Origin of the sequence: Cereibacter ovatus, assembly GCF_900207575.1 — a bacterium.
Classification (GTDB): Bacteria; Pseudomonadota; Alphaproteobacteria; order Rhodobacterales; family Rhodobacteraceae; genus Cereibacter_A; species Cereibacter_A ovatus.
Window position 1 is genome coordinate 52,885 of the sequence record NZ_OAOQ01000011.1, and the last position, 26,518, is coordinate 79,402.

Sequence of the window (26,518 nt, forward strand, 5' to 3'; positions counted from 1 at the left end):
GATATGAGAAAACCCTTCCCCTTCTCGGCCATCGTCGGTCAGGAGCAGATGAAGCAGGCCATGGTGCTGACTGCGATCGACCCGGGCATCGGCGGCGTGCTGGTGTTCGGCGATCGTGGCACCGGCAAGTCCACCGCCGTCCGTGCTCTTGCGGCGCTTCTGCCGCAGATCCAGGCGGTCGAAGGCTGCCCCGTGAACTCTGCCCGCCCCGAGGATTGCCCGGAATGGGCGCAGGTTTCCTCGACCACGATGATCGAGCGGCCGACCCCCGTGGTCGACCTGCCGCTCGGCGTGACAGAGGACCGTGTGGTGGGCGCGCTTGATATCGAGCGCGCCCTCACCCGCGGCGAAAAGGCCTTTGAACCCGGCCTGCTTGCCCGCGCCAACCGCGGCTATCTTTACATCGACGAAGTCAACCTTCTCGAAGACCATATCGTGGACCTGCTGCTTGACGTGGCGCAGTCCGGCGAAAACGTGGTCGAACGCGAGGGCCTGTCGATCCGCCACCCGGCCCGCTTCGTGCTGGTCGGCTCGGGCAACCCCGAGGAAGGCGAGTTGCGTCCGCAGCTTCTGGACCGCTTCGGCCTGTCGGTCGAGGTTCGCAGCCCGCGCGACGTGGAAACCCGGGTCGAGGTCATCACCCGCCGCGATGCCTATGACGCCGACCATGCGAATTTCATGGACAAATGGGGCGCCGAGGACATGCAGCTTCGCGGCCGCATCCTTGGGGCGCGTGCCGCGCTGTCGGGCCTCAAGACCCCGAACACGGTTCTGCACGATTGCGCCTCGCTGTGCATCGCGCTGGGATCGGACGGTCTGCGCGGCGAACTGACGCTGCTGCGCGCGGCCCGCGCGCAAGCCGCCTTCGACGGCAAGGACGCGGTCACCCGCGAGGATCTGCGCGCAGTCGCCACCATGGCGCTGTCGCACCGCCTGCGGCGCGATCCGCTGGATGAAGCAGGGTCGACCTCTCGGGTCGAGCGTTGCGTGGCGGAGGTTCTGCCCTGACACAAGCTGTCACCCCCGAGCCGCTGACACCCTGGGAACGGGTCGAGGCGGCTCTGACGCTTCTTGCAATCGATCCCGCGGGCCTCAAGGGCCTGTGGCTTCGGGCGCGGGCCAGCGGCCTGCGCGACCGGATCACGGCGGCGCTGTCGGCGCTGCCGCTGCCGGTGCGGCGCATCCATCCGACCATCGGCGACGATGCGTTGTTCGGCGGGCTGGATCTGGCCGCCACGCTGTCATCGGGCAGCCCGGTGATTCAGCGCGGTATTCTGGATGCGCCCTCGGCGCTGGTGCTGGCGATGGCCGAACGCAGCCCCGCGGGCCTTGCCGCCCGGCTGGGCACGGCCCTAGATCAGCCGCGGCACTGCCTGATCGCGCTGGATGAAGGCGCCGAAAAGGACGAACTGCTGCCCTTGGGCCTTGTCGACCGGCTGGGGCTGTTTCTGGACATCGACGGCCTGCAATGGAGCGAAACCCGCGACATCGCACTGGACCCCGACCGACTTGCCGCCGCCCGCACCCGTCTGGCGCAGGTGGTGACACCCGCGCGGGCCGGTGAAACGCTGGCCCGTGTCGCCGCACAACTGGGCATCGCCAGCCTTCGCGCGCCGACGCTGGCCCTTGCCGCCGCCCGCGCGCAAGCCGCGTGGGAAGGCCACGATTCGGTGACCGACGATGACCTGCGCCGCGCCGCGGATCTGGTCTTTGCCCATCGCGCGCTGCCCGCAACCGAAGAAGCGCCGCCGGAACCCGAACCGCCGGAAGACCAGCCCGACGATACCGACACCCCGCCGCCGCCCGAACAGCAGCAAGGCGAGGAAATGTTCCCCGAAGAAATGCTGGTCGAGGCCGTGCGCGCCGCCCTGCCCTCGGACCTGCTGGAACAGCTTGCCGCCGGCCGCGCCGCGCGGATGGCACGGGGGGCCACCGGCACCGGCTCTGCGAAATCGGGCAACCGCCGCGGCCGTCCCCTGCCCTCGCGGCAGGGCCGTCTGGGCACCGGCGCGCGGATCGATCTTGTCGGCACCCTGCGGGCCGCCGCGCCGTGGCAACCGCTGCGCCGGCGCCAGCAGCAGACCGACGCGGTCCTTCTGGTCCGACCGTCCGACATCCGCATCAAACGGTTCCGCGAGACCTCGGACCGGGTGCTGATCTTTGCCGTCGACGCCTCGGGGTCTTCGGCGATGGCGCGTCTGTCCGAAGCCAAGGGCGCGATCGAACTGTTGCTGGCTCAGGCCTATGCCCGGCGCGATCACGTCTCGCTTCTGGCCTTCCGCGGTCGCGATGCCGAACTGATCCTGCCGCCGACGCGCAGTCTGGTGCAGACCAAACGGCGGCTTGCCGGCCTGCCGGGCGGCGGTGGCACGCCACTGGCGCATGGGCTTCGGCTGGCGCTGGCGGTGGGCATTCAGGCCCGTGCCCGGGGGATGACGCCGACCGTGGCACTTCTGACCGACGGGCGCGGCAACATCGCGCTGGATGGCAGCGCCAACCGCGCGCAGGCGGAAGAGGACGCGCTGAAGCTGGCAACCTCGCTGCGGGCCTCGGGTCTGCCGGCGCTGGTGATCGATACCGCGAACCGGCCACAGCCGTCGCTGGCGAACCTCGCCCGGGCGCTGGATGCGCCCTATATCGCGCTGCCGCGGGCGGATGCGCACCGGCTGTCGTCGGTGCTGGGCGCGGCGATGGGGGACTGATCCATGGACCTCGACCGGATGCCACCAGACTGGCCCGGCCGAGGCTTCATGCGCCGCATCGACTGTGCGCCGCATCAATGGTGCGTGCTGGATCAGGGCGAGGGCCCCACACTTCTGCTGCTGCATGGCGCAGGCGGATCGACCCATTCATGGCGAAATCTTGTGCCGCTGCTGACGCCGCACTACAGGGTCGTGGCGCCTGACCTGCCGGGTCAGGGCTTCACCAAGGCGGGCAGCCGCCGCTTTTCGCTGGAAGCGATGGCCGGCGACATGGCGGCCCTGTGTCAGGCCGAAGGCTGGCGCCCGGTGGCGATCATCGGCCACTCCGCCGGTGCCGCCCTTGCACTAAGGCTGTCCGAGATTTTACTCACCCCGCCCCGTGCGGTGGTGGGCGTGAATGCAGCACTTGGCAATTTCGAGGGCACGGCCGGCTGGCTGTTCCCACTGATTGCCAAGATGCTGGCGCTGAACCCGTTCATTCCGCCAATGGCGGCACGGCTGTTCGGGGTCGAGGATCGGGTGCGGCGGCTGATCGGCTCGACCGGGTCGGATCTGGACGAGGCCGGCCTGCGGCAATATCTGACCCTGATCAGCGATCATGTCCATGTCGATGGCACGCTGGCGATGATGGCGCAATGGCGGCTGGATGCGCTGCAACGTCGCCTGCCGGCGATCGACCTGCCGGCGCTGCTGATCGCGGGTGCGAAGGACGGCACCGTGCCCGCCCGCATTTCGCGCGAGGCGGCCGCTCGGATGCCACTCGGAGAGTATGTCGAACTGCCCCGCCTTGGCCATCTGGCGCATGAGGAAAATGCGGCAGCGGTGACGGCAATCCTGCTGCCGTGGCTGGAAAAGCACGTTACTTCTGAGACTTAAGCACGCGTTCATTCACGAAGCGCGAAATACAAAGGGCGGCTTCCTGATCGGAAGCCGCCCTTTGCGTATCGGCTGCGGGCCTTATTGAACCACGCGCATCTTGCCAAAGATCCGCTCCATATGGTCGGCCAGATAGATCCGAAGCCAAGGGGTGAACCGCTCGGGGTGGTCCTGCACCTCGCGCGACAGATCGTTCAGATCGATCCAGCGGGTCTCCCAGACTTCTTCCGGGTCGGGCGAAACCGGCAGATCCTGCGGCGCCTCGGCCACGAAGATGTCGACCACCTCGTGCTCGATCAAGCCGCCGCCAACATCGGCGCGGTATTCAACCTGATCGGCGAACACCGTGACCAGCCCGGTGATCCCCAGTTCTTCGCGCAGGCGACGGACGGCACAATCGGCCGCCTCTTCGCCCCAGCGCGGATGGGTGCAGCAGGTGTTCGCCCACAGACCCGGCGTGTGATATTTGCCGGCGGCCCGGCGCTGGATCAGCACCGAATCCCCGGCCATGACGAACACGGAAATCGCCTTGTGGCGAAGTCCGCGCTGATGCGCCTCAAGTTTTTCGACCGGCATCAGGCGACCATCGACCCAGGCGGGAACCATCTCGCTCATGCCGTCAGGTCCATTGCGGCGACACCAGCCGCGACAGGTGCATCACGTTCTTGAAGCCGATCTTGATATGGGCCCAAGGCTGTTTGCTGGTCAGCTTCTTGTTCATGTAGGACTCGAACGTCAGACGCTGGACGTCGGTATCGTGGCACAGGCTGACAAAGCGTTCACGGCGTTCATCGTCACGATAATAGGCATCCTGCATCGAACGCAGAACCTTGAACACGGTCTTGTGGTCGGCCATGAACATCTTGCGCGCCAGTTGCAGGTCGCTGGCGCGGCCCGACTTCAGGCAGGCAAGGCAGGCCTTGGCCGCCACCTGCCCGCCGACGAAGGCGTAATAGATCCCCTCGCCCGAGGACGGCGCCACGACGCCCGCGGCGTCGCCCGCCAGCACCACATCCTTGCCGTTGTCCCATTTATCAAGCGGTTGCAACGGGATCGGCGCGCCTTCCTTGCGGATGGTCTCGCAGTTTTCAAGCCCGCCCTGCTTGCGCAGCAGCGCCGTCGCAGCTTTCAGGTCAAAGCCATGGATGCCGGTTCCCATGCCGACCGAGGCCGTCCCGCCGTGCGGGAAGATCCAGCCGTAGAAATCGGGGCTGACGCGGCCATCATAGATCACGTCGCAGCGGGTGGGATCGTAGTCGATGGCGGGATCGGTCGGCGGCTTGATGATCTCGTGATAGGCGATGACCATCGGGATCTTGTCGCCACCGGGCACCTCGGCGCGGGCCACATCCGACTTGGCGCCATCGGCCCCGATCACCAGCTTGGTCTCGGACCGGCGTTCCTCGCCCGACTGCTTGTCGCGCCAGACCACGAAGGTGTGGAAGCTGTCGCGCTCGATCCGCAGGAAGGTGCCGGTGAGGCGTTCGGCGCCCGACTTGGCCGCGCGGCGGCGCAGCCATTCGTCGAAATGCTCGCGGTCGACCATGCCGACAAAGCCGCCCTCGATCGGGATATCGACCTTGCGGCCGGTGGGCGAGATCATGCGCGCGGTCTTGATCCGCGCCACGATCTGGCTGTCGGGAATGTCGAAATCGGCAATCAGCCGCGGCGGGATCGCGCCGCCGCAGGGTTTGATGCGGCCCTCACGGTCCAGAAGCGCCACGCGCTTGCCGGCCCGTGCCAGCTCATCGGCCGCCGTGGCGCCCGACGGGCCGCCACCCACAACGAAAACATCATAGGCCATGATCACTCTCCAGGCACAAGCCGGCCGGCGGGCATTCCGCGCCCACCTTCCAGGATACGAAGCGCCATCAGCGCAGAAACGACGAACAGAGCGGCCTCGACGATGAAGACAAGGCCGAAAGCGGTGGGAATGGAAGTCCAAAGGCGCAGAAGATCGGCCGCGCCCGCGCCGGCAAGGCCGCCGAAACCTGCGGCAACGGCCTGCGCCGCGCCCCACAGGCCCATGCGGGTTCCCTCGCGGGCGGTGCGGCCCTCGCTGGCAAGCTGCATCATCGACCCGATGGCGGCGACGGCGAACATGCCATTGAACAGGCCCATCATCACCACGGCCGGCACGATCAGCGGCAGGTTCATCTGCCCCAGAAGCGCGATCGCCAGCAGCGCCAACGCCGAGCCAAGGCACCCCGTCACCACCCACGACCGAAGCGAGCCGATGCGCAGCGCGCTTTGCCCGATGCCCACGGCCAGCATGCCGACGAAGACGCCGCCGTTCTGCGCCCCCGAAAGCGAGGTGGTCTGCCCCGGCGTCAGGCCGAAGACGAAGCCGGCATAGGGTTCAAGGATCAGTTCCTGCATGAAATAGGCGGTCATCGACAGGAAGACGAAGAAGGTGAAGATCCGCGCCCGCGGCTCGGCCCAGATCTCACGCAGGCCCTGCATCAGGGGCGCGGCGTCGGGTTCGGGCTCGGCCGTCAGGCCGCGTTCGACCCCCCAGGTCGCCAGAACGGTCAGGATCACGCTGCCGATGCAGACGGTGGCCACGATTTCCAGCAGCAACTCCGGCGAATAGGGTTCCAGCAGCGCACCCACGGTTCCGGCGGTGGCGGCAATGCCGAAGATCATCATCAGCCAGGTGATGGTGGCGGCCGCGGCGCGACGGTCGGGCCGGGTGCAGGTCGCCATCAGCGCCAGAAGCGAGGTTCCCCCCGCCCCGGCGCCAAGGCCGATCAGCAGATAGGCCACGAAGGACAGCATCAGACCGGGCCAGAAGGCATGGCCCATCATCACCACCCCGGCCGAGGCCGAGAAGGCGCCGATCGCCAGCACCGTGATGCCGCCAACGATCCAGCGCGTGCGGTTGCCCGACGTGTCCGAGCGATAGCCCCAGGACGGCCGGGTGATCTGCACCGCATAATGCAGCGCGACCAGAACACCCGCCAGCACCGCGGGAAGGGCCAGTTCAACCACCATCAGCCGGTTCAGCGTCGAGGTGGTCAGCACCACCATTCCGCCAAGGCTCATCTGCACAAGACCCAGCCGGAAGATGCCGATCCAGCCCAGGGTCACGGCATGACCTCCAGCCCGCGGATCGCGAAGGCGGCAACCATCATGCCCAGCACATACATCGTGACGCCGGTGCCGTTATACCACGGGCACTTGCCCGCCGGATCGCGCAGCAGAACCCGCATCGCGACCAGTTGCGCCACCAGCAGCGCCCCGATTGCCGCCGCATGGATCGGCTTGCCCCAGATCACCAGCAACGAGATCACCAGCATCTGCGCCAGCGCCATCACCGTGCAGGCCAGCTTGGCCGCGACCTCGGGGCCGAGAACCACAGGCAGCGATCGCACACCATGCTGACGGTCGCCTTCCAGCGCCTTGAAATCGTTCAGCGTCATGATGCCGTGCGCGCCAAAGGCATAAAGCAGCGCGATCGACACGATGAAGAAGTTGGGCGCCCCCGCCGACAGCACGGCCGCGCCGGTGAACCAGGGCAGCCCTTCATAGCACAGCGCGACAAGGCCCGGCCCCCACCATCCCGACCGCTTCAGGCGGATCGGTTCGATCGAGTAAGCCCAGGCCGCCAGCACGCCAAAGACAGTGGCGCCAAAGCCCCATGGGCCCAGCATCCAGCCCACCGCCAGCGAGGCGACCGACATGATGATGGCAATGTAAAGCCCCCAGCGGCCGGGAATGCGCCCCGACGGGATCGGGCGGTGCGGCTCGTTCACCGCATCCACATGGCGGTCGCACCAGTTGTTCGCCGCCTGACTCATGCCGCAGACCAGCGGGCCGGCCAGGAACATGCCCAGCAACACCAGTGGCCATTGCGCGCCCGGCCAGACCCCGACCGAGATCGTGCCGCAAAGATAGGCCCAGATCGGCGGGAACCATGTGATGGGCTGGATCAGCTCGAGCAGCGCGCTCGGCTGAGGATAAGAGCGGGGCTGTAAGGAGAGATTGACACTCATGTGTGTCACCTATGCATGACAGGAGGGAGTCGGGCAAGAAGATTGCCCGCGGCCCCCAGTGACAGGATTACGCATCAGTTCCCCCTTGGCAGGAGCTCGAACCGGCAGGCGGAGGCGCCCATGGCGCAGCAGTCCGTCTCGCGCACGGCCACATCGGGCCAGACGAGACGCGAAAAAAGGCGCTCGAACACCGCCGCGTGCCAGTGGCACATCGGGATGTCCGAGCTTTCTCCGGCGACCACGGGGTTTCTCGCGATCTCGAATGACAGCGGGCGTTTCGAGACGATGCGGAAGTGGCCCGAGCCGGCGAAGGTCCAGGAATGCTTGGCGATGGCCGAGGCAAGCACGCGCGCGCCCAGAAAGGCGGGCAGCGCGCGGATCACCTTTTGCGCCAGCGCCGGGATGCGGTTGGCAAGGATATAGTCCCCCGTCGCCAACCCGGCCTCGCGCAAGAGGCGCGGGGCCTCTTGCGGATGGGTCTCGCGCACCCAGCGGTGCAGCGTCCGGACCTGCGTCTCGGGCAACATCCCCGAGTCGGGGCCCGGCCGGGGCACACCCGCCGCGGCAAGGGCGCGGTCGGCCGCGCCCGGACCGAAAGCTGCATCCAGCACCGGAATCAGCTGGAGGATCGCATTGGGCCCGATCCGGTGAACCACCGGATCGGACTCGATGCGCTGGGAATGCGCGGTCATCGGCGATTACTCCGCCGGACGGACCAGCTGGTCCTCCTCCATCTGCTGCTTGCCGCCGCCACAGGCCATCGGCATGGCGAACTCGTCCATCTGTTCCTTGCCGCCACCGCAGGCCATCGGAACGAGGAATTCATCCACCTGTTGCTGCTTGTTGCCGCCGCAGCCGCAATCAGAGCCGTCCGCGTGACCGCCGCAGCCACCAGCCGCCGCAGCCGCAAAGATCGGCGCCGCGTCGGCCTTTGCGGCGGTGCGCTCGGCGGCCCGGGCCTTGCCCTGCTCGCGCAGCGCCTCGCGGCGTTCGGCGGCCTTGGCGGCACGGTCGGCCGAAGCCTCCCAGTCGGCCATCTGGGCGTTGCCGATCTTGCGGGTCTCGTCGAAGTGGAAATCCACCTTGTCCTTGGACTGCGGACCCCAATAGCCGGCCTTGCCGAGGTCGTAGAAGGTTCGCCCCACCCCGGCCTTCAGGAACGCCTTCAGACAGCCAAGCAGATACCGACGACGGAAGCCGGTGCCGCGCCACGGATAGTGGAACAGCGCCTTGCGCATGTAGAAGCGGCGATAGTTGTTCATCACGCCGTCCAGCAGTTCGCCGCGGGTCAGCGCCTTCGGCTTCATGATCGGCGTCACGAAGTTGTATTTGGAATAGTCGAACACCTCGACCTGATCACGCATTTCCTGGAACAGCGGCGTGAACGGCCACGGCGTATACATCGCCCAGTTCGCAAGGTCGGGCTGCCAGTCCCAGACCATCTTGAAGGTTTCTTCCAGCGTCTCTTTGGTCTCGTTCTCGAGGCCAACGATGAACTGGGCTTCGGTGAAGATGTCGGCCTCGCGCAGAAGGCGGATCGCCTCCTTGTTCTCGGCCACCGTCGTCTCCTTGTTGAAGACGTCGAGCTTCAGCTGCGCCGCGGCCTCGGTACCAAGCGAGATGTGGACCAGACCGGCCTTGCGGTAGAACTTCAGCAGTTCCTTGTCGCGCTTGATGTCGGTCACGCGGGTGTTGATGCCCCACTTGACCTTGTCGGGCAGGCCGCGGGCGATCATTTCCTCGCAGAATTCGATGAATTTCTTGCGGTTGATCGTCGGTTCCTCGTCCGCAAGGATGAAGAAGCCGACCTGATGCTCGTTCACCAGCTTTTCGATCTCGTCCACGACCTTTTTCGGGTCGCGCACGCGGTAATCGCGCCAGAACTTCCACTGCGAGCAGAACGAGCAGGTGAAGGGGCAGCCGCGCGCCATGTTCGGGATCGCCACCCGCACGCCAAGCGGCGTGTAGATGTAGTTCTTCCAGTTCAGGATGCCCCAGTCGGGCTCGATCGAGTCGACATCCTTGATGGTCGGCGCCGCCGGGGTGGCGATGATCTCGTCGCCTTCCTGGAAGGCCAGACCCTTCACCTGATGGCGGGTCTCGGCGAAGTTGCCGGCCTCATAGGCGCGCAGCAGGTTCACCAGAACCTCTTCGCCCTCACCGCGCACGATCACGTCGACCTGCGGCGCTTCTTCGATCACCTGACGGAACATGAAGGTGGCGTGGATGCCGCCCAGAACGCGCAGCGCGTTCGGCACCACTTCCATCGCGATCTTCAGCGTTTCCTCGGCCTCGTAGATCGAGGGGGTAATGGCGGTGGTCGCGACGACGTCGGGCTGAAGTTGCTTGAACTTCTCGGCAAGCTGTTCGTGCGAGACGTAATCCGTCATCGCGTCAATGAAATGGTAATCGGTATAGCCGGCCTTCTTCAGGGCGCCGCAAAGATAGGCGACCCACGCCGGGGGCCAGCTGCCGGCGATCTCGGCGCCCCCGGAGTGATAGTTCGGGTGAACGAATACGATGCGCATTGGTGGACTCCCGCTGTGTCCATTTCAGTTGACATACTTCTCTGCCGGGCAATTTGATGCATGTCAAAGCGACCATTCGTACCCAAGGGGGCGCCCGAAGGCGGGGCGCAAGGCCCACGGCGGGGCGTGGCCACGGCGCCCGGTCACTCGTCCTTGTTGACGAGACCGAACTTGCGCAACTTGACGTAGAGCGACTGCCGCGACAGGCTTAGCATCTCGGCTGCCGCGACACGGTTGTTCCGTGTCAGCTCCAACGCGGTTTCGATACACATTTTCTCAACCACATCAGTGGTTTCCGCGACGATATCCTTCAGCGTCGAATTGCCCACCAACTCCATCACGTTGCGAACAGGCTCGTCCACGGCGCCCGGTTGCGGCGCGGGGCGACGCAGCGTGTCGGCGCGGCTGGCATCGCGCACGACCAGAACCAGAAGCGGCTCTTCGCGGTCGTCCAGCCATGTGGCCGACAGCTCTGCGGCAATCTGCCCCGCGAAGTCCGTCGTGAGTCGGGTGGCATAGAGCCGCAGTTGTCCAGTCCGCCTGACACTTTCGAGAAGAACCCGCAGATCGACCGAACCGCGCGCAAGGAAGTCGGCCAGCGACCGGCCGCGCACCGCGGCCAGACTGGACGAGTCGGTCATGTTCAGGAACGCCTCGTTCGCCCCACGGATCGCGCCTTCGGCATCGGTGAACACGATCCCGTCGGCACCTTCATGGTAAAGCCGCGCCAGATTCGCCGACAACTCGTCGCTGACCGGCTGCGCGGCCTCGGCCGGATCAAGCTGGCACAGCAAAAGCCGCTCGCCCGCCGCACGGAACACCTTGGGCGTCACCAGCAGCCGTTTCTGCGACCGCCGCGCGGTCAGTTCCACCGGCGTCACCGTGTCGGCCACCGCCAGATTGGCCATCGTCTCCATGAACTCGCCGCGGCGGCGGCCCTCGAATTCCTGCGCGATGGCGGCGCCCAGCAGATCCTGCCGCACGCCCCCCAAGAGCATGGCCGCGGCCGTGTTCACATCGATGATGCGCCCCGACGACATCGACACCAGCACCATCGGATCGCGCGAGGCATCCAGGATCACGCGGTAGCGCGTCTCCATTTCGCGCTGGGTTTCATAGTCGCGCTCCATCGCAAGCTGCGCCGCGACCAGTTGCTGCTGCACCTCGGCGATCGGGCGCAGGTCGCGGCCCAGCATCAGAACCGAGCGGTCTTCGGGCACGCGATGCAGCACATAGCGCACGGGAAATTCGAAGTTGTGGTGATCGGAATGGTTCAACTCGACCGCGACCGAACCGCGCCCGGCCTCCAGCGCCTCGGACCGGGTGCGGAACTTGGCGATGCTTTCGGGGGTCAGCACATCCTCGATCCGCCGCCCTTCCCACGAGGACAGCTGACCGAAGGACGGGTGATGCGGGTTGACCATCACTGTTCGGATCAGCCCCTCGGCCGAAACCAGCAGCGAGATGTCGGCGGCCGTGGCAATCACGTCGCCCACCATGTCGGGCGAGAGAAGCGGCCCCTTTCCGCCGTGGATATTTCGTCCGTCTGAGCTCACTGTCCTATCCGGTGCCCGCCCCGCGAGCCTTCCGACCTATATGCGCGCCGCTTGCGGCCGGGCAGCAAGGCTTCCGCCCAGCCCACAGGCTTGCAGCGCCGCTTCTACGTCGTTCGTCACGATATCCGCCCCCAGCAAGGCCGCCGCCTCGGTTCCGTCCAGGAAAAGGGCCCCTCCGACGGCGACCGGCACGCTGTTTCCGGTCATGTCCTTCAGCGTCTTCACCAGATTGCGGCAGACTTCAAGCATCTCCGCATGTGCGATCGATATGAGAATCGCATCAAACCCCCGGCGAACAAACAGTTCGCGCAGCTCTGCCGTCCCCGTGCCGATCCGCAGACAGACCGAGATGCCCAGCCGCCGCAGCTTGGCCACCGCCACCATCGCCCCCAGCGTATGCTGCTCGCCGGGGGGCAGCAGCACCAGCACGGTCGGCCCGTCGCGCAGGCCGCCCTCGTCCGCCGTCCAGGACGTGGCGATGTCGCGCAGGATCGCCTGAAGCCGGGCGGTGCCAATGGTGACCTCGGCGAAGGTGCAGGTATCCTCGTGCCAGCCCTGCCCCAGCCGCCGGGCGACCTCGGGGATGTAAAGCTCGGCCAGGGCCACCCGGCTGACCCGCGCGCGGCGCAACTCTGGCTTCAGCGTTTCGAACGGCGCGCGCTCGGTCGAACGCACGGCATCCAGCAGGCGCCGGACCAGATCCTCGCGGATGGGGGTATTGGTGGCGCCGTCGCGGGCCGACAGCCGGGCGACGATCTCGGCGGCAAATCGGGAAACGGCAACCGGCCCGTCGCCGGCAAGTCCCGTCCTTCCTCTTTGCAACCCATCATCCATCGTACGCTCCGACAGGCATCCGGCGGGCGCACCGCCACGCCCCTTCCCCGGCCGGTCATCAATGAGCGCAAGCCGGAACGGGCGCATACGGCTTCAGCCGGACGCTTGTCGAAACTGTTCACCAAGGCTTGGAAGATGTCAAAGAAAATTGACACTCTGCCGCGGGCAGTCCGGTGCAAGACTGCCTAGCGGCTTGTTTTAACGCTTTAATTACGGCGTATTGTCGCAGTTTGCCCGCGGCGATACGCACCTTTGCCGCACCCCGCCCGCGCTGCAAAAGATGTAAGTCAGAATTGACACTTTCGGAATCGGAACGATAATCTCCCCCAAAGGCCGCCCCTTTTGCGGGCCCTTTCTCGGAAGGCGAACCTCAAGATGCAGCCCACTACTTCCCAGGCCCCGCGCAGGCAGCTTTACACCGCGGAACAGCGCGCCCGTCGCGACGCGACGCGTTGGACACTGGTGCAGGCGATCCTCGCGCCGCTTCAGTTCGCGGTCTTTGCCGTCTCGCTTGGACTGGTGCTCTGGTATCTGGCGACCGGCGAGGGCTACACCGCCGCGACGGTCTCGATCCTGCTGAAAACCCTCCTTCTCTACACGATCATGGTCACCGGCGCGATCTGGGAGAAGGTGGTGTTCGGCAAGTATCTGTTCGCCCCCGCCTTCTTCTGGGAGGACGTCTTCTCGATGGCGGTGATCTCGCTGCACACCGCCTATCTCTGGGCGCTCTTCACCGGCCAGCCGCATGAGACGCAGATGTTCATCGCGCTTGCGGCCTATGCCACCTACATCATCAACGCCGGCCAGTTCCTGTGGAAGCTGCGGATGGCCCGCCTCGACATGAAGGCCGCGCAATGAGCCTCGATCTTCCGCCCCCGCCCGCCCGCGGCTGCCGCAACGCCGATGTCCTGAAAGAGCGCGGCCAGCGCGAAGTGTTCTGCGGCCTTACCGGCATCATCTGGCTGCACCGCAAGATGCAGGACGCCTTCTTCCTTGTGGTCGGATCGCGCACCTGTGCCCATCTGCTGCAATCGGCGGCGGGCGTGATGATCTTTGCCGAGCCGCGCTTTGGCACCGCGATCCTTGAGGAAAAGGATCTGGCGGGTCTTGCCGACGCCAACTCCGAACTTGACCGCGAGGTGGACCGGCTGCTGTCGCGCCGCCCCGACATCAAGCAGTTGTTCCTTGTCGGTTCCTGCCCGTCCGAGGTCATCAAGCTGGACCTGCACCGCGCGGCCGAGCGGCTTTCGGCGCAGCACGGGCCGGCGGTCCGGGTCTACAATTTCACCGGCTCGGGGATCGAGACCACGTTCACCCAAGGCGAAGACGCCTGTCTTGCCTCGATCGTCCCCACCCTGCCCACGTCGACCGCGCGAGAGTTGCTGCTGGTCGGCGCGCTGCCCGATGTGGTGGAAGATCAGGCGGTCTCGCTGCTGACGGCGCTGGGGATCGGGCCGATCCGCGTCCTTCCCGTCCATCACGCTGCCGAGGCGCCGGGCGTCGGGCCGAACACGGTCTTTGCTCTTGTCCAGCCGTTCCTTGGCGAGACGCATGGTGCGCTCCTGCGCCGGGGAGCGCGTCACATCGCGGCGCCCTTCCCCTTTGGCGAGGAAGGCACGACGCTCTGGCTGAAAGCCATCGCCGACGAGTTCGGCGTCAGCCCGGCGAAGTTCGACGAGGTCACCGCCGCGCCCCGCGCCCGTGCCCGCAAGGCCGTGGCCGCCGCGGCCGAGACGCTGAAGGCCAAGTCGCTGTTCTTCTTCCCCGACAGCCAGATGGAACCCTCGCTTGCGCGCTTCCTGACCCGCGAATGCGGGATGACCGCGATCGAGGTCGGCACCCCCTATCTGCACCGCGATATCCTTGGCCCCGATCTTGACCTGCTGGCCGAGGGGCCGGTGATCTCGGAAGGGCAGGACGTCGAGCGCCAGCTCGACCGGGTGCGCGCGACGAATCCCGATCTGACGATCTGCGGCCTTGGCCTTGCCAATCCGCTCGAAGCCGAAGGCTTCACCACCAAATGGGCCATCGAACTGGTCTTCACCCCCGTTCACTTCTACGAACAAGCCGGCGATCTGGCGGGACTTTTCGCCCGCCCGCTGCGGAGACGGGCCATCCTGCGGCGCGAGGCCGCGGAATGACGCATCCCCAGAACCCCAATTCTCGGCTATCCCAAGGCCAAGGGGCGGCTCACGGCCCCGGGAACCGGACATGAAACTGACGCTCTGGACATATGAAGGCCCGCCCCATGTGGGCGCGATGCGTGTGGCGACCGGCATGACCGGCCTGCACTATGTATTGCACGCCCCGCAGGGCGACACATACGCGGACCTGCTTTTCACCATGATCGAGCGGCGCGGCAAACGCCCGCCGGTCAGCTACACCACCTTTCAAGCCCGCGATCTGGGCTCGGACACGGCCGAGGTGTTCCAGTCGGCCTGCCGCGACGCCTATCAGCGGTTCCAGCCGCAGGCGATCATGGTGGGGTCGTCCTGCACCGCGGAACTGATCCAGGACGATACCGGCGGGCTTGCCGATGCGCTGGCCCTGCCGGTGCCGGTCGTGCATCTGGAACTGCCGTCCTATCAGCGGAAAGAGAATTTCGGCTGCGACGAAAGCTTCCTTCAGATCTGCCGCAAACTGGCCAAGCCGGTCGAGCGGACGGCGCAGGTGTCGTGCAACATCCTGGGTCCGACCGCGCTTGGGTTCCGTCACCGCGATGACGTGACCGAAATCACCCAGCTTCTGACCGGCATGGGAATCGCGGTGAACGTGGTGGCGCCGATGGGCGCCAGCCCCGCCGACATCGCCCGGATGGGGGCTGCGCATTTCAACGTGCTGCTTTACCCGGAAACCGCCGAATCCGCGGCCCGCTGGGCCGAAAAGGCGCTGGGTCAGCCCTATACCCGGACCGTCCCGATCGGCGTCGGCGCCACGCGCGACTTCATCGCCGAAGTGGCGAAACTGGCCGGTGTGGCCCCGAAGGCGGATGAATCCCGCCTGCGCCAGCCGTGGTGGTCGGCCTCGGTCGACTCGACCTACCTGACCGGCAAGCGGGTGTTCCTGTTCGGCGACGCGACCCATGTGATCGCCGCGGCGCGCATCGCCCGCGACGAAGTCGGCTTCGAGGTCGTCGGCATGGGCTGCTACAACCGCGAATACGCGCGCCCGATGCGCGCCGCCGCCAAGGACTACGGGCTCGAGGCGCTGATCACCGACGACTATCTGGAAGTCGAAGAGGCGATCCAGGCCCTTGCGCCGGAACTGATCCTCGGCACGCAGATGGAACGCCACATCGCCAAGCGGCTCGGCATCCCCTGCGCGGTGATCTCGGCGCCGGTCCATGTGCAGGACTTCCCGGCCCGCTATTCGCCGCAGATGGGGTTCGAAGGCGCCAACGTCATCTTCGACACCTGGATCCATCCGCTGACCATGGGCCTCGAGGAACACCTCCTCACCATGTTCCGCGAGGATTTCGAGTTCCACGATGAGGCCGGCCCCTCGCACCACGGTGGCAAGGCTGTCGCCGCCGCGGCGCCCCGCGCCGAGGCCACGGCCGAGGGGGGCTCGATGCCCCCCGAGGCCGTCCCCCCCGCCGAAGCCGGAGAGATCGTCTGGCTGTCGGACGCCGAGAAAGAGCTGAAGAAGATCCCGTTCTTCGTGCGCGGCAAGGCACGCAGGAACACCGAGAAATTCGCAGCTGAAAAGGGCCTGACCCGGATCAGCATCGAGACCCTGTACGAGGCGAAGGCTCATTATGCGCGGTGAAGTCTCAGGTTCGGCCGGCGTGACCGGCTACAACATCGTCATCGTCACGCTCGACGCCCATGCGGCCGGGCCGGCAGCCCGGATCGCTCCGCGTCTGCGGCAGGATTTTCCGGGGCTGACGGTCTCGATCCATGCCGCAGCCGAATGGGCCGAAAAGCCCGAGGCGCTGGTCAAGGCGAAACAGGCGATCAACAGCGCCGATATCGTCATTGCGAACCTGCTGTTCATCGAGGAACATATCAACGCCGTCCTCCCCGAGCTTCAGGCCGCGCGCGAGCGTGTGGATGCCTTTGTCGGCATGATCGCCGATCCCCAGATCGTGAAACTCACGAAGATGGGCGATCTCGACATGCAGAAACCCGCTTCGGGGCCGATGGCGCTGCTGAAGAAGTTGCGCGGTTCCAGCAAGGAATCTGGCAATGGCGGCGAAAGCCAGATGCGGATGCTGCGCACCATCCCGAAGATGCTGAAGTTCGTGCCAGGCAAGGCGCAGGATCTGCGCGCCTGGTTCCTGTCGATGCAATACTGGCTGGGCGGGTCCGACGACAACCTGGAACAGATGCTGCGCTATCTGGTGTCGCGCTATTCCCGGGTGCGCGAGTGGCACAAGGTCCACGCCAAGGCCCCGATCGAATACCCCGAGGTGGGCCTTTATCACCCCCGCCTGCCCGACCGCATCACCACCGATCCGAACGACCTTCCCCGCCCCGCGGGCGCCAAGGTCACGGTGGGGCTTCTGATGCTGCGGTCCTACATCCTCGCATCAGATACTGCCCATTACGACGCGGTGATCGAGGCGTTCGAGGCCAAGGGCATCGCCGTGCTTCCGGCCTTTGCCGGCGGTCTGGACGGACGCCCGGCGATCGACGCCTATTTCAAGGATGCCTACGGCAGCAGCATCGACGCCATGGTGTCGCTGACCGGCTTCAGCCTTGTCGGCGGCCCGGCCTATAATGACAGCCCCTCGGCGGTCGAGGCGCTGAAGGCGCTGGACGTGCCCTATGTCGCCGCCCATCCGCTGGAATTCCAGACGCTGGGCCAGTGGGCGCAGGCCGGCGGCGGCCTTGGCCCGGTTGAAACCACAATGCTGGTGGCCCTGCCCGAGATCGACGGCGCCACGAACCCCACCGTCTTTGCCGGTCGCCACGACCTTGCCGGTTGCGACGGCTGCCCCGGGGGCTGCCGCGCGACGGCGCAGGGCGCCGAGACCCGCGCCATGGCGCCCTGCCATGAACGCATCCGGACACTGGCCGAAAAGACCCTGCGACTGGCGCTTCTGCGCAGGTCCAAGGTGGCCGAGCGCCGCGTGGGCGTCGTGCTTTACGGCTTCCCGCCGAACGCGGGCGCGGTCGGCACCGCCGCCTATCTCGGCGTGTTCGAAAGCCTGTTCAACGTCCTTAACGCGATGAAGCGCGAGGGCTATCAGCTTGAGGTTCCCGAAAGCGTTCAGGCGCTGCGCGATGCGGTTCTGGGCGGCACCTCCAGCCAGTATGGACAGCCCGCCAACATCGCGGCCCATGTCCCGGCCGAACAGATCGTGGCCAAGACCCCGTGGCTGGCCGATATCGAAAAGGCATGGGGCGCCGCCCCCGGCCGCATCCAGTCGGATGGCCGCGGCGTCTATATCCTTGGCCAGAACTTCGGCAACGTGTTTGTCGGCATCCAGCCGGTGTTCGGCTATGAAGGCGACCCGATGCGCCTTCTGTTCGAAAAGGGCTTTGCCCCGACCCACGCCTTCAGCGTGTTCTACCGCTGGCTGCGCGAGGATTTCGGCGCCGACGTCCTGCTGCACTTCGGGATGCACGGCGCGCTGGAATTCATGCCCGGCAAGCAGGCCGGCATGTCGGGCGCCTGCTGGCCCGACCGGCTGATCGGCGCGCTGCCGAACGTCTACCTTTATGCCGCGAACAACCCGTCCGAGGCCTCGCTGGCCAAGCGGCGGACCAACGCGATCACCGTCTCGCATCTGACGCCGCCCTTGACGCAAGCCGGTCTTTACCGTGGCTTGCAGGATCTGAAGGACAGCCTGACGCGCTATCGCCAGCTGACCCCCGAGGCGCCCGAACGTGACGATCTGGCGATCCTGATCCAGGAACAGGCCAAGGCGGTGAACCTTGACGGCCACGACATCGACCGGATGTGGCTGAAGCTCTTGGAAACCGAAGGCTCGCTGATTACCGACGGTCTGCATGTCGTGGGAACCCCCATGACCGAGGAGCAGATCGCCGCCAATATCGCGCTGATGCCCGAGATGGACGCCGAACGCCGTGCCGAGATCGAAAGCCTGCTGCGGCAGGAAACCGAGATCCCCGGCCTGCTGCGCGCCCTTGGCGGCCATTTCATGGAGCCGGTCCCCGGCGGCGACCTGATCCGCGCGCCCGAGATCCTGCCGACGGGCCGCAACATCCACGCCTTCGACCCGTTCCGCATGCCCACCGCCTATGCGTTGCAGGATGGCGCGGCGCAGGCGCAGCGGCTGCTGGATGCCCATGCCACGCTGCCGCGCACGGTGGCGCTGGTGCTGTGGGGCTCGGACAACATCAAGTCCGACGGCGGGCCGATCGCGCAGGCGCTGGCGCTGATGGGGGCGCGGCCGCGGTTCGACCATTATGGCCGGCTGGCGGGCGCGGATCTGATCCCGCTGTCGGAACTGGGCCGCCCGCGGATCGACGTCATCATGACGCTGTCTGGCATCTTCCGCGACCTGCTGCCGCTTCAGACCCGGATGTTGGCCGAGGCCGCGTGGAAATGCGCCCATGCCGAAGACGAACCGCTGGCGCAGAACTTCATCCGTGCCCATGCCCTTGCCTATGCGCAGGAAATGGGCGTCGACATGGAGACCGCCTCGCTTCGCGTGTTCTCGAACGCGGAAGGGGCCTATGGCTCGAACGTGAACGTGCTGGTGGGATCGTCCGCCTTTGGCGAGGAAGACGAGCTGGCCGACGCCTACGAGTCGCGCAAAAGCTTCGCCTATGGCCGGTCGGGCAAGCCGGTGCAGAACGCCGCGCTGTTGCAGAAATCGCTGAAAACCGTCGATGTGGCCTATCAGAACCTTGAATCCGTGGAACTGGGCGTCACCACCGTCGACCATTACTTCGACACGCTGGGCGGCATCGCGCGTGCGGTGAAGCGCGCCAAGGGCGAGGAAGCGGCGGTCTACATCGGTGACCAGACCCGCGGCGGCGGCACGGTCCGCACGCTGAAGGATCAGATCGCGCTGGAAACCCGCGCCCGCAGCCTGAACCCGAAGTATTACGAAGGTCTGCTGCGCCATGGCGCCGAAGGGGTCCGCCAGATCGAGGCGCAGGTGACCAACACGCTTGGCTGGTCGGCCACGACCCAGCAGGTCGAACCGTGGGTCTATCAGCGCCTGTCCGAGACCTTCGTTCTGGACGAGGCGATGCGCCGCCGTCTGGCCGAACTGAACCCCGAGGCGAGCGTGCGCATGGCCGAACGCCTTCTGGAAGCAAGTGCCCGTAACTATTGGCAGCCCGACGCGGAAACGCTTGCCGCGCTTCAGGGGGCTGCGGACGAGTTGGAAGACCGGCTGGAGGGGATCGCCGCCGAATAAGGCGGCGCGCCCCCGGGCGGCAAGCCCTGCCCGCGGCAGGGATGGCTTTAACTTTTGAAGGGGGCCTCCGATGAGCCCGAAAGACGTACCGAACCTGACCGGAGAGGATGGCGAAGGCTCCGTGCAGGTCCATCTGGACGAAAGCGACCGCATCACCGGCGCCAAGGTCTTCGCCATCTACGGCAAGGGCGGCATCGGCAAGTCGACCACTTCGTCGAACCTGTCGGCGGCCTTCTCGATCCTGGGCAAGCGGGTGTTACAGATCGGCTGCGACCCGAAGCACGATTCGACCTTCACCCTGACCGGCAGCCTTGTGCCGACGGTGATCGACGTTCTGAAGGATGTGGACTTTCACCCCGAGGAACTGCGCCCCGAGGATTTCGTCTTCGAAGGCTTCAACGGCGTGATGTGCGTCGAGGCGGGCGGCCCGCCTGCGGGCACCGGCTGCGGTGGCTATGTCGTGGGCCAGACGGTGAAACTGCTGAAACAGCACCATCTGCTCGATGACACCGATGTGGTGATCTTCGACGTGCTGGGCGACGTGGTCTGCGGCGGCTTTGCCGCGCCCTTGCAGCACGCCGATCAGGCGGTGGTGGTGACGGCGAATGATTTCGACTCGATCTACGCCATGAACCGCATCATCGCCGCGGTGCAGGCCAAGTCGAAGAACTACAAGGTGCGGCTGGCCGGCTGCGTCGCCAACCGCTCGCGCGCGACGGATGAGGTTGACCGCTTCTGTGCCGCCTCGGATTTCCGCCGTCTGGCGCATATGCCGGATCTGGACGCGATCCGCCGCTCGCGTCTGAAGAAGAAGACCCTGTTTGCGATGGACGACGATCCCGATGTGCTGATCGCACGGGCGGAATACCTGCGGCTGGCGCAAAGCCTGTGGGATGGTCTGCCGCCGATGTCGCCGCACTCGCTGCCGGATCGCGAGATTTTCGAGTTGCTGGGTTTCGATTGAGCCGACCCCTGCCGGGCCCTGTGGCCCGGCCAATCAGGAAGAACCCATGAACGACTATTCGACCACCCGCGACCGTGTCGAACATTACTTCGACCGCACCGCCACCCATACCTGGGAGCGGCTGACCTCGTCTGCGCCGGTGAGCCGCATCCGCCAGACCGTCCGCGAAGGGCGCGACAAGATGCGCGCCACGATGTTGTGGCGGCTGCCGAAGGATCTGACTGGACTGCGTGTGCTGGATGCCGGCTGCGGCGCCGGTCAGATGACGGCCGAGCTGGCCGCCCGAGGCGCGCATGTGACCGCCATCGACATTTCGCCGCAACTGGTCGAGATCGCAAAGAAACGCCTGCCGCCGGAACATCTGGACCGCGTGACCTTTACCAGCGGCGACATGTTGTCGGACGATCTGGGCAGCTTCGACTATGTCGTGGCGATGGATAGCCTGATCTACTACACCGACGCCGACATTGCGAAGGCGCTGGACAGGCTTGGCGCCCGCACGCGGCATTCGGTCGTCTTTACCGTGGCGCCGCGAACGCCTTTCCTGATGGCGTTTTGGTGGATGGGAAAGCTGTTCCCGAGGTCCGACCGATCGCCAGTGATGATCCCGCACCCGTTCAAGCCCTTGAATGAGGCGACGGGGGGGCGGCTGGTGAAGATCGGGCGTATCTCGCGCGGCTTCTACATCTCCGAGTGTCTGGAGTTCCGGCCGTGATCCTGGGGCGGAAGCAGCTGAAAAGACTGACGATCGGTGCGCTTCCCTTCGCGGATGCGGCCTCGGAAGGGCTGCCTTTGCGGCAACTTCTGCGATTGTCGCTGTTTCAGGTGTCGGTCGGGATGTGTTCGGTGTTGTTGCTGGGCACGCTGAACCGGGTGATGATCGTCGAACTGGCGGTCCCCGCCACGGTGGTGGCGCTGATGATCGCGCTGCCGGTGCTGTCGGCGCCGTTCCGGGCGCTTCTGGGGCATCGCAGCGACACTTACCGCTCGTCTCTGGGCTGGAAGCGTATCCCCTATCTCTGGTTCGGCTCGCTCTGGCAGATGGGCGGGCTGGCGATAATGCCGTTCGCGCTGATCGTGCTGTCGGGCGACCAGATCCACGGGCCCACATGGGCAGGCGAGGCGCTGGCGGCGCTGGCGTTCCTGATGGCCGGCCTTGGGATGCACATGACGCAGACCGCGGGCCTGGCCCTGGCCTCTGACCGCGCAACCGATGAGACGCGTCCCCGTGTCGTGGCGCTGCTTTACGTCATGTTCCTTGTGGGCATGGCGATTTCGTCGGTGGTGGTCGGCTGGCTGCTCTCGGACTTTTCCCAGATGCGGCTGATCCGCGTGGTGCAGGGCTGCGCCGCGCTGACCATGGTGCTGAACCTGATCGCGCTGTGGAAACAGGAACATGTGCGCCCGATGTCGAAGGAAGAGCGTGCCGCGCCGCGGCCGCGCCTTCGCGATGCATGGCGCGACCTGAATGCCGACGGCACTGCCGCGCGACTTCTGGCCGCGGTGGCCTGCGGCACGCTTGCCTTCAACATGCAGGACGTGCTGCTGGAACCCTATGGCGGCGAGGTCATCGGTTTGCCTGTAAGCGCGACCACCCTTCTGACCGCGATGTGGTCGGTGGGTGCGCTGATCGGCTTTGGACTTGCCGCGCGCTGGCTGGCGCGCGGTCTCGACCCGGCCCGCATGGCGGGACGGGGAATCCTGATCGGGCTTGCGGCCTTCTCGCTCGTGCTCTTCGCGTGGCCCGCGGAGTCCTCGGCGATGTTTTTCGCCGGCGCGGCGCTGATCGGGATGGGCGGCGGTCTGTTTTCCGTCGCCACCCTCACGATGGCGATGGCGATCCCGTCGTCCGGTCTGGCCGGACGGGGTCTTGCCCTCGGCGCGTGGGGGGCTGCGCAGGCCACGGCGGCAGGCGTCGCCATCTTCCTGGGCGGCGCGCTGCGCGACCTTATCGGCCATTGGGCCAAGGCGGGGCATCTTGGTGCCGCGCTTCAGGACGCGGCCTTTGGCTACAGCTTCGTCTACATCCTCGAGATCGGGCTGCTGTTCGCCACCCTGATCGTGCTGGGCCCTCTGGTCCGGACCACGATCCTCGCATCTGAACGATCGGTCGGCGGGGCCCGGATGGGCATTGCCGACTTCCCCACCTGACACCGGAGGACCCTTAAATGGTTGGTGTGACTGCTTTTGGAAACTTCGATCTGGCGTCGCTGGCGATCTATAGCTTCTGGATCTTCCTCGCGGGCCTGATCTACTACCTCCAGACCGAGAACATGCGCGAGGGCTATCCGCTGGAAAACGAGGACGGCACGCCGGCCGCGAACCAGGGCCCGTTCCCGCTGCCGAAGCCGAAGACCTTCATCCTGCCCTTCGGCCGTGGCACCCTGACCGTTCCCGGCCCGGAAAGCGAAGACCGTCCGATCCCGCTGGCCCGCACGGCCGTGTCGGAAGGCTTCCCGCATGCGCCCACCGGCGACCCGATGGCGGACGGCGTTGGCCCGGCTTCGTGGGTTGCGCGTCGCGACGTGCCGGAACTGGATGGCCACGGCCATGCCAAGATCAAGCCGATGAAGGGCTCGGGCTTTGTCGTTTCGGCTGGCAAGAACCCGATCGGTCTGCCGGTTCGCGGCTGCGATCTGGAAATCGCTGGCAAGGTCGTCGATCTGTGGATCGACGTGCCGGAACAGATGATCCGCTACCTTGAGGTCGAACTGAAAGACGGCAGCAAGCGCCTTGTTCCGATGCCGATGGTGAAGGTCAAGCACAACCGCGTTGACGTGAACGCGCTGTCGTCGGACCTGTTCGCCGGCATCCCGACCACCAAGTCGGCTTCGGAAGTGACCCTTCTGGAAGAAGACAAGATCTGCGGCTATGTTGCGGGCGGCCTGATGTATGCCGCGCCGAAGCGCAAGTCGGTGATCCAGGCCATGCTGGCCGAATACGCCTGATGACCTACGGCGCGGCCCTTCCCGGGGCCGCGCCGCATTGCCGGCCCGATCCGTGTCCGGTCCCATGGGACCGCATCCGCGTCCGGCCAGATCCGCAGCCAGTCGCAACCGGCCCGATCCGAAGCCGACCGTTTACGTATCAGTTTCCATTTTCCCTATCCGCATCCGATCCGCATCCGCCACGGGAGACCACGATGGACCATGACGATTTTGCCTTCGAACCGATTCCCGGTCTTCCCGCAGAGCCGCCGAAAGGTGAGACGATCCTTTGGCAGGGACGCCCCGCCGCCTTCGCGCTGGCGCGCGAGGCTTACAAGGTGAACTGGATCGCGGGCTATTTCGCGGTGATCGTGGCGTGGCGCGCAGCCTCGGGCTGGGCGGATGGCGGGCTGCCGATGGCGGTGGCCTATGGCACGCCCTATGCCGCCATGGGGGTGCTGACCTATCTGTTGTTGCTGGTCGGTGCCTATTGGCAGGCCCGCGCCACAGTCTACACCATCACCACCGCCCGGGTGGCGATGCGGATCGGCGCCGCGCTGTCGGTGACGCTGAACCTGCCCTTCACCCAGATCGAAAGCGCCGATCTCGATCTGCGCAAGTCGGGCACCGGCACCATCGCCATGCTGATCGCCAAGCCGAACCGGATCTCGAAACTGGTCTGCTGGCCGCATATCCGGCCGTGGAAGTGGCGCGGTCAGCCGGCGCTGCGCTGCATCCCCGATGCCGCCCGCGTCGCGCGCATCCTGTCGGATGCGGCGGAATCGCGGCTGTCGATGCCCACCATCAGCCGCGCCCCCGAGGCTGCGGCCCCTGCCGGCGCGATGCCGGCCGCCTGAGGAAGTTCCGATGACAAACCCCAACGCCCCCCGTCGCAAGCCCGAGCCCGAAAAGGAACTGATCCCGCCGTTCATGGTGAAGGGGATGTTCGCGCTGGCGCTGGGATCGCTGGCCATCGCCAGCTATGCGGTTCTGACGGGACGCGAACCCACGGGCCAGCCGCAGGCGGCGCCCGTGGTGGCCGAACGCCCGCTGATCCTGGAAGGTCTGGGCAAGCAGGCGGTCGAAGTCCGCTCGCCCGAAGGGGACATCCTGTTTCAGGCAGAAGACGGCGGCTTTGTCGCCGTGATCAAGATTGGCCTTGCGCGCGCCCGCACCGTGCACAGGGTAGACGGTAACCCGCCCGTGCGGTTGGTGAAGTACGAGAACGGCAGACTTTCCCTGCAAGACGATGCAACCGGCTGGAGCACAGAGCTTCAGGCATTCGGGGAAGACAACAAGGCGATTTTCGACCGGCTGCTCTCCGAATGACGCCAACCAGAAGGGAGCCCAGATGGGTCTGTTCACGAAACGAGCGGAAGAGGTGCCCTGCACCGTTGAAGTAAGTCATCGGTTCGAGTCTCTCCACGCGCATGTGCGTTTCGATAATGGTGCCGTCGTTCATCCGGGCGACGAGGTTCTGGTTCACGGCGCGCCGGTGATGGCCGCCTTTGGCGAGGTGGTGGTGGCTGAGCGCACCGCCACCATCACGCGTGCCAGCCTGCTGGAACGGCTTTGGACAAAGGCCACCGGCGATCTGGGCGCGATGGAATTGTGCGAGTTTTCCTTTTCCGAACAGGTGACGCTGTGAACGCGGCGCCCGGAGATCTGTCCCCCGTTCTCACCCCGCAGGCGGTCGCCGATACCACGGCGATGGCCACGGAAACCCACATCCTGAACCCGCGGTTCTACACCACCGACTTCGACGAGCTTGACCGGATCGACGTGACCCCGGTGCGCGCCGAATGGGATGCGCTGCTGGCCGAAATGCAGGCCGATCCGAACAAGGCGCATTTCCGCAAGACCGACGACTGGGACCGGATCGACTGGGACGCGATGGACCCTGCCCTTCGGGTCGAGTTCATCGATTTTCTGGTATCGTCCTGCACAGCCGAGTTTTCGGGCTGCGTGCTTTACAAGGAAATGAAGCGCCGCGGCAGCAACCCCGACATCTGCGCGCTGTTCAACTACATGGCCCGGGACGAGGCTCGGCACGCAGGTTTCATCAATGATGCCCTGCGCGAGGCGGGCGTGGCGGTGAACCTGGGCTTTCTGACCAAGGCCAAGAAATACACCTATTTCCGGCCCAAGTTCATCTACTACGCCACCTATCTGTCGGAAAAGATCGGCTACGCGCGCTATATCACGATCTATCGGCATCTTGAGGCGACCCCCCAGCACCGCTTCCATCCGATCTTCAAGTGGTTCAAGGAATGGTGCAACGACGAGTTCCGCCATGGCGAGGCCTTTGCGCTCTTGATGAAGACCGATCCGAAGCTGACGGGTTCGGTGACAAACAAGCTGTGGATCCGGTTCTTCCTGACCGCGGTCTATTCGACCATGTGGGTGCGCGACCACGCCCGGCCCGAGTTTCACAAGGCGCTGGGGGTGGATATCGACTGGTATGACCAAGAGGTGTTCCGCAAGACCTCGGAAATTGCCCGGCAGATCTTCCCGGTCGAGATCGACATCGACCATCCGCGCTGGAAGCCCGGCCTGAACCGCATGAACGAAGGCTTCATCCGGATGGACGAAGGTGCGCGTCAGGGCGGCCTTGGCGGACGGCTGAAAAAGGCGCTGGGGATGGCGCAGGCGGCGGCGGCGTTCGTCTCGCTTTACACCATCCCGGTCAAGACGAACGACTTGCCGCAGACTGTCCGACTGGAGCCTGTCTATTGAACGTGCAAGAACAGCGGAGGCGGGCGCTGCCCGCTTCCTTCTCTAAGGCGGAGTGACCGCT

At 65.9% G+C, this 26,518-nt stretch carries 23 protein-coding genes; 15 read left to right on the forward strand and 8 right to left on the reverse strand.

The features are described 5' to 3' along the window. Window positions 1–3 precede the first annotated feature (3 nt). From bchI to bchO, 3 genes are read left to right on the forward strand one after another with little or no spacing between them, the layout of a single operon-like run. Window positions 4–1,008: a magnesium chelatase ATPase subunit I gene (gene bchI, locus CRO07_RS12085; RefSeq protein WP_097030940.1), complete on the forward strand. Its 1,005-nt coding sequence runs from the start codon at window positions 4–6 to the stop codon at window positions 1,006–1,008. Continuing rightward, on the forward strand, window positions 984–2,702 hold the full coding sequence (locus tag CRO07_RS12090; protein ID WP_235840995.1) for a magnesium chelatase subunit D: 1,719 nt from the start codon (window positions 984–986) through the stop codon (window positions 2,700–2,702). The genes bchI and CRO07_RS12090 overlap by 25 nt, the downstream gene beginning before the upstream one ends. A 3-nt stretch (window positions 2,703–2,705) precedes the next feature. Continuing rightward, window positions 2,706–3,578 (forward strand): alpha/beta fold hydrolase BchO, encoded by an 873-nt coding sequence (gene bchO, locus CRO07_RS12095; protein ID WP_097030941.1) that lies wholly within the window; start codon window positions 2,706–2,708, stop codon window positions 3,576–3,578. Between the two features lie 81 nt (window positions 3,579–3,659). Here bchO and idi read toward each other — a convergent pair whose 3' ends face one another. The 8 genes from idi to CRO07_RS12135 all read right to left on the reverse strand — a co-directional run bounded on the left by idi (window position 3,660) and on the right by CRO07_RS12135 (window position 12,491). After that, entirely contained in the window at window positions 3,660–4,193 is a 534-nt protein-coding gene (idi, locus tag CRO07_RS12100) for an isopentenyl-diphosphate Delta-isomerase (protein WP_097030942.1), read from the reverse strand. 4 nt (window positions 4,194–4,197) lie between these two features. Next, on the reverse strand, window positions 4,198–5,382 hold the full coding sequence (locus tag CRO07_RS12105) for a geranylgeranyl diphosphate reductase (protein WP_097030943.1): 1,185 nt from the start codon (window positions 5,380–5,382) through the stop codon (window positions 4,198–4,200). A gap of 2 nt (window positions 5,383–5,384) precedes the next feature. Next, the gene (locus CRO07_RS12110; RefSeq protein ID WP_097030944.1) at window positions 5,385–6,668 is read right to left on the reverse strand and encodes a BCD family MFS transporter; all 1,284 of its coding nucleotides are present in this window, start codon (window positions 6,666–6,668) and stop codon (window positions 5,385–5,387) included. Further along, window positions 6,665–7,573: a chlorophyll synthase ChlG gene (chlG, locus tag CRO07_RS12115; RefSeq protein ID WP_097030945.1), complete on the reverse strand. Its 909-nt coding sequence runs from the start codon at window positions 7,571–7,573 to the stop codon at window positions 6,665–6,667. The genes CRO07_RS12110 and chlG overlap by 4 nt, the downstream gene beginning before the upstream one ends. A 74-nt stretch (window positions 7,574–7,647) precedes the next feature. After that, complete coding sequence (bchJ, locus tag CRO07_RS12120) at window positions 7,648–8,265, reverse strand: bacteriochlorophyll 4-vinyl reductase (RefSeq protein WP_097030946.1); 618 nt, start codon at window positions 8,263–8,265, stop codon at window positions 7,648–7,650. A gap of 6 nt (window positions 8,266–8,271) precedes the next feature. Next, the gene (gene bchE / locus CRO07_RS12125; protein WP_097030947.1) at window positions 8,272–10,101 is read right to left on the reverse strand and encodes a magnesium-protoporphyrin IX monomethyl ester anaerobic oxidative cyclase; all 1,830 of its coding nucleotides are present in this window, start codon (window positions 10,099–10,101) and stop codon (window positions 8,272–8,274) included. A 143-nt stretch (window positions 10,102–10,244) separates the two neighbouring features. Next, window positions 10,245–11,600 carry a transcriptional regulator PpsR gene (ppsR, locus tag CRO07_RS12130; protein ID WP_097030948.1) on the reverse strand — a complete coding sequence of 452 codons (1,356 nt, stop codon included), beginning with the start codon at window positions 11,598–11,600 and terminating at the stop codon, window positions 10,245–10,247. Window positions 11,601–11,693: 93 nt separating this feature from the next. Further along, window positions 11,694–12,491: a cobalamin B12-binding domain-containing protein gene (locus CRO07_RS12135; RefSeq protein ID WP_097030949.1), complete on the reverse strand. Its 798-nt coding sequence runs from the start codon at window positions 12,489–12,491 to the stop codon at window positions 11,694–11,696. Window positions 12,492–12,866: 375 nt separating this feature from the next. Between CRO07_RS12135 and bchF the strand changes: the two genes are divergently transcribed. The 12 genes from bchF (at window position 12,867) to acsF (ending at window position 26,457) form a co-directional block, all read left to right on the forward strand. Then, window positions 12,867–13,349 carry a 2-vinyl bacteriochlorophyllide hydratase gene (gene bchF / locus CRO07_RS12140; protein ID WP_097030950.1) on the forward strand — a complete coding sequence of 161 codons (483 nt, stop codon included), beginning with the start codon at window positions 12,867–12,869 and terminating at the stop codon, window positions 13,347–13,349. Continuing rightward, on the forward strand, window positions 13,346–14,632 hold the full coding sequence (locus CRO07_RS12145) for a ferredoxin:protochlorophyllide reductase (ATP-dependent) subunit N (RefSeq protein ID WP_097030951.1): 1,287 nt from the start codon (window positions 13,346–13,348) through the stop codon (window positions 14,630–14,632). Before bchF ends, CRO07_RS12145 begins: the two co-directional genes overlap by 4 nt. Window positions 14,633–14,702: 70 nt before the next feature. Beyond that, window positions 14,703–16,259 (forward strand): ferredoxin:protochlorophyllide reductase (ATP-dependent) subunit B, encoded by a 1,557-nt coding sequence (gene bchB / locus CRO07_RS12150; protein WP_097030952.1) that lies wholly within the window; start codon window positions 14,703–14,705, stop codon window positions 16,257–16,259. Beyond that, window positions 16,249–19,830 carry a magnesium chelatase subunit H gene (locus CRO07_RS12155; protein ID WP_097030953.1) on the forward strand — a complete coding sequence of 1,194 codons (3,582 nt, stop codon included), beginning with the start codon at window positions 16,249–16,251 and terminating at the stop codon, window positions 19,828–19,830. The genes bchB and CRO07_RS12155 overlap by 11 nt, the downstream gene beginning before the upstream one ends. A 70-nt stretch (window positions 19,831–19,900) precedes the next feature. Beyond that, a complete protein-coding gene (bchL, locus tag CRO07_RS12160; protein ID WP_097030954.1) occupies window positions 19,901–20,794 on the forward strand; it encodes a ferredoxin:protochlorophyllide reductase (ATP-dependent) iron-sulfur ATP-binding protein in 894 nt (297 codons plus the stop codon). 46 nt (window positions 20,795–20,840) lie between these two features. Further along, a complete protein-coding gene (gene bchM, locus CRO07_RS12165; protein WP_097030955.1) occupies window positions 20,841–21,509 on the forward strand; it encodes a magnesium protoporphyrin IX methyltransferase in 669 nt (222 codons plus the stop codon). Next, on the forward strand, window positions 21,506–22,945 hold the full coding sequence (locus tag CRO07_RS12170; protein WP_097030956.1) for a PucC family protein: 1,440 nt from the start codon (window positions 21,506–21,508) through the stop codon (window positions 22,943–22,945). Before bchM ends, CRO07_RS12170 begins: the two co-directional genes overlap by 4 nt. Window positions 22,946–22,962: 17 nt before the next feature. Next, on the forward strand, window positions 22,963–23,742 hold the full coding sequence (puhA, locus tag CRO07_RS12175) for a photosynthetic reaction center subunit H (RefSeq protein WP_097030957.1): 780 nt from the start codon (window positions 22,963–22,965) through the stop codon (window positions 23,740–23,742). Window positions 23,743–23,936: 194 nt separating this feature from the next. Beyond that, window positions 23,937–24,578, forward strand: coding sequence for a photosynthetic complex putative assembly protein PuhB (gene puhB, locus CRO07_RS12180; RefSeq protein ID WP_097030958.1), 642 nt, complete (start codon window positions 23,937–23,939; stop codon window positions 24,576–24,578). A gap of 10 nt (window positions 24,579–24,588) precedes the next feature. Beyond that, the gene (puhC, locus tag CRO07_RS12185; RefSeq protein ID WP_097030959.1) at window positions 24,589–25,050 is read left to right on the forward strand and encodes a photosynthetic complex assembly protein PuhC; all 462 of its coding nucleotides are present in this window, start codon (window positions 24,589–24,591) and stop codon (window positions 25,048–25,050) included. Between the two features lie 22 nt (window positions 25,051–25,072). Then, window positions 25,073–25,369 (forward strand): hypothetical protein, encoded by a 297-nt coding sequence (locus CRO07_RS12190; protein ID WP_097030960.1) that lies wholly within the window; start codon window positions 25,073–25,075, stop codon window positions 25,367–25,369. After that, window positions 25,366–26,457, forward strand: coding sequence for a magnesium-protoporphyrin IX monomethyl ester (oxidative) cyclase (gene acsF, locus CRO07_RS12195; RefSeq protein ID WP_097030961.1), 1,092 nt, complete (start codon window positions 25,366–25,368; stop codon window positions 26,455–26,457). The genes CRO07_RS12190 and acsF overlap by 4 nt, the downstream gene beginning before the upstream one ends. The last annotated feature ends 61 nt before the right edge of the window (window positions 26,458–26,518 follow it).

Coding starts and splice junctions, on each gene's coding strand:
- bchE (WP_097030947.1), bottom strand. CDS start 10,101: ATGCGCATCGTATTCGTTCACCCGAACTATCACTCCGGGGGCGCCGAG.
- bchF (WP_097030950.1), top strand. CDS start 12,867: ATGCAGCCCACTACTTCCCAGGCCCCGCGCAGGCAGCTTTACACCGCG.
- puhA (WP_097030957.1), top strand. CDS start 22,963: ATGGTTGGTGTGACTGCTTTTGGAAACTTCGATCTGGCGTCGCTGGCG.
- bchB (WP_097030952.1), top strand. CDS start 14,703: ATGAAACTGACGCTCTGGACATATGAAGGCCCGCCCCATGTGGGCGCG.
- puhC (WP_097030959.1), top strand. CDS start 24,589: ATGACAAACCCCAACGCCCCCCGTCGCAAGCCCGAGCCCGAAAAGGAA.
- CRO07_RS12155 (WP_097030953.1), top strand. CDS start 16,249: ATGCGCGGTGAAGTCTCAGGTTCGGCCGGCGTGACCGGCTACAACATC.
- ppsR (WP_097030948.1), bottom strand. CDS start 11,600: ATGGTGGGCGACGTGATTGCCACGGCCGCCGACATCTCGCTGCTGGTT.
- bchI (WP_097030940.1), top strand. CDS start 4: ATGAGAAAACCCTTCCCCTTCTCGGCCATCGTCGGTCAGGAGCAGATG.
- CRO07_RS12135 (WP_097030949.1), bottom strand. CDS start 12,491: ATGGATGATGGGTTGCAAAGAGGAAGGACGGGACTTGCCGGCGACGGG.
- idi (WP_097030942.1), bottom strand. CDS start 4,193: ATGAGCGAGATGGTTCCCGCCTGGGTCGATGGTCGCCTGATGCCGGTC.
- bchJ (WP_097030946.1), bottom strand. CDS start 8,265: ATGACCGCGCATTCCCAGCGCATCGAGTCCGATCCGGTGGTTCACCGG.
- bchM (WP_097030955.1), top strand. CDS start 20,841: ATGAACGACTATTCGACCACCCGCGACCGTGTCGAACATTACTTCGAC.
- CRO07_RS12145 (WP_097030951.1), top strand. CDS start 13,346: ATGAGCCTCGATCTTCCGCCCCCGCCCGCCCGCGGCTGCCGCAACGCC.
- CRO07_RS12105 (WP_097030943.1), bottom strand. CDS start 5,382: ATGGCCTATGATGTTTTCGTTGTGGGTGGCGGCCCGTCGGGCGCCACG.
- puhB (WP_097030958.1), top strand. CDS start 23,937: ATGGACCATGACGATTTTGCCTTCGAACCGATTCCCGGTCTTCCCGCA.
- bchO (WP_097030941.1), top strand. CDS start 2,706: ATGGACCTCGACCGGATGCCACCAGACTGGCCCGGCCGAGGCTTCATG.
- CRO07_RS12190 (WP_097030960.1), top strand. CDS start 25,073: ATGGGTCTGTTCACGAAACGAGCGGAAGAGGTGCCCTGCACCGTTGAA.
- bchL (WP_097030954.1), top strand. CDS start 19,901: ATGAGCCCGAAAGACGTACCGAACCTGACCGGAGAGGATGGCGAAGGC.
- chlG (WP_097030945.1), bottom strand. CDS start 7,573: ATGAGTGTCAATCTCTCCTTACAGCCCCGCTCTTATCCTCAGCCGAGC.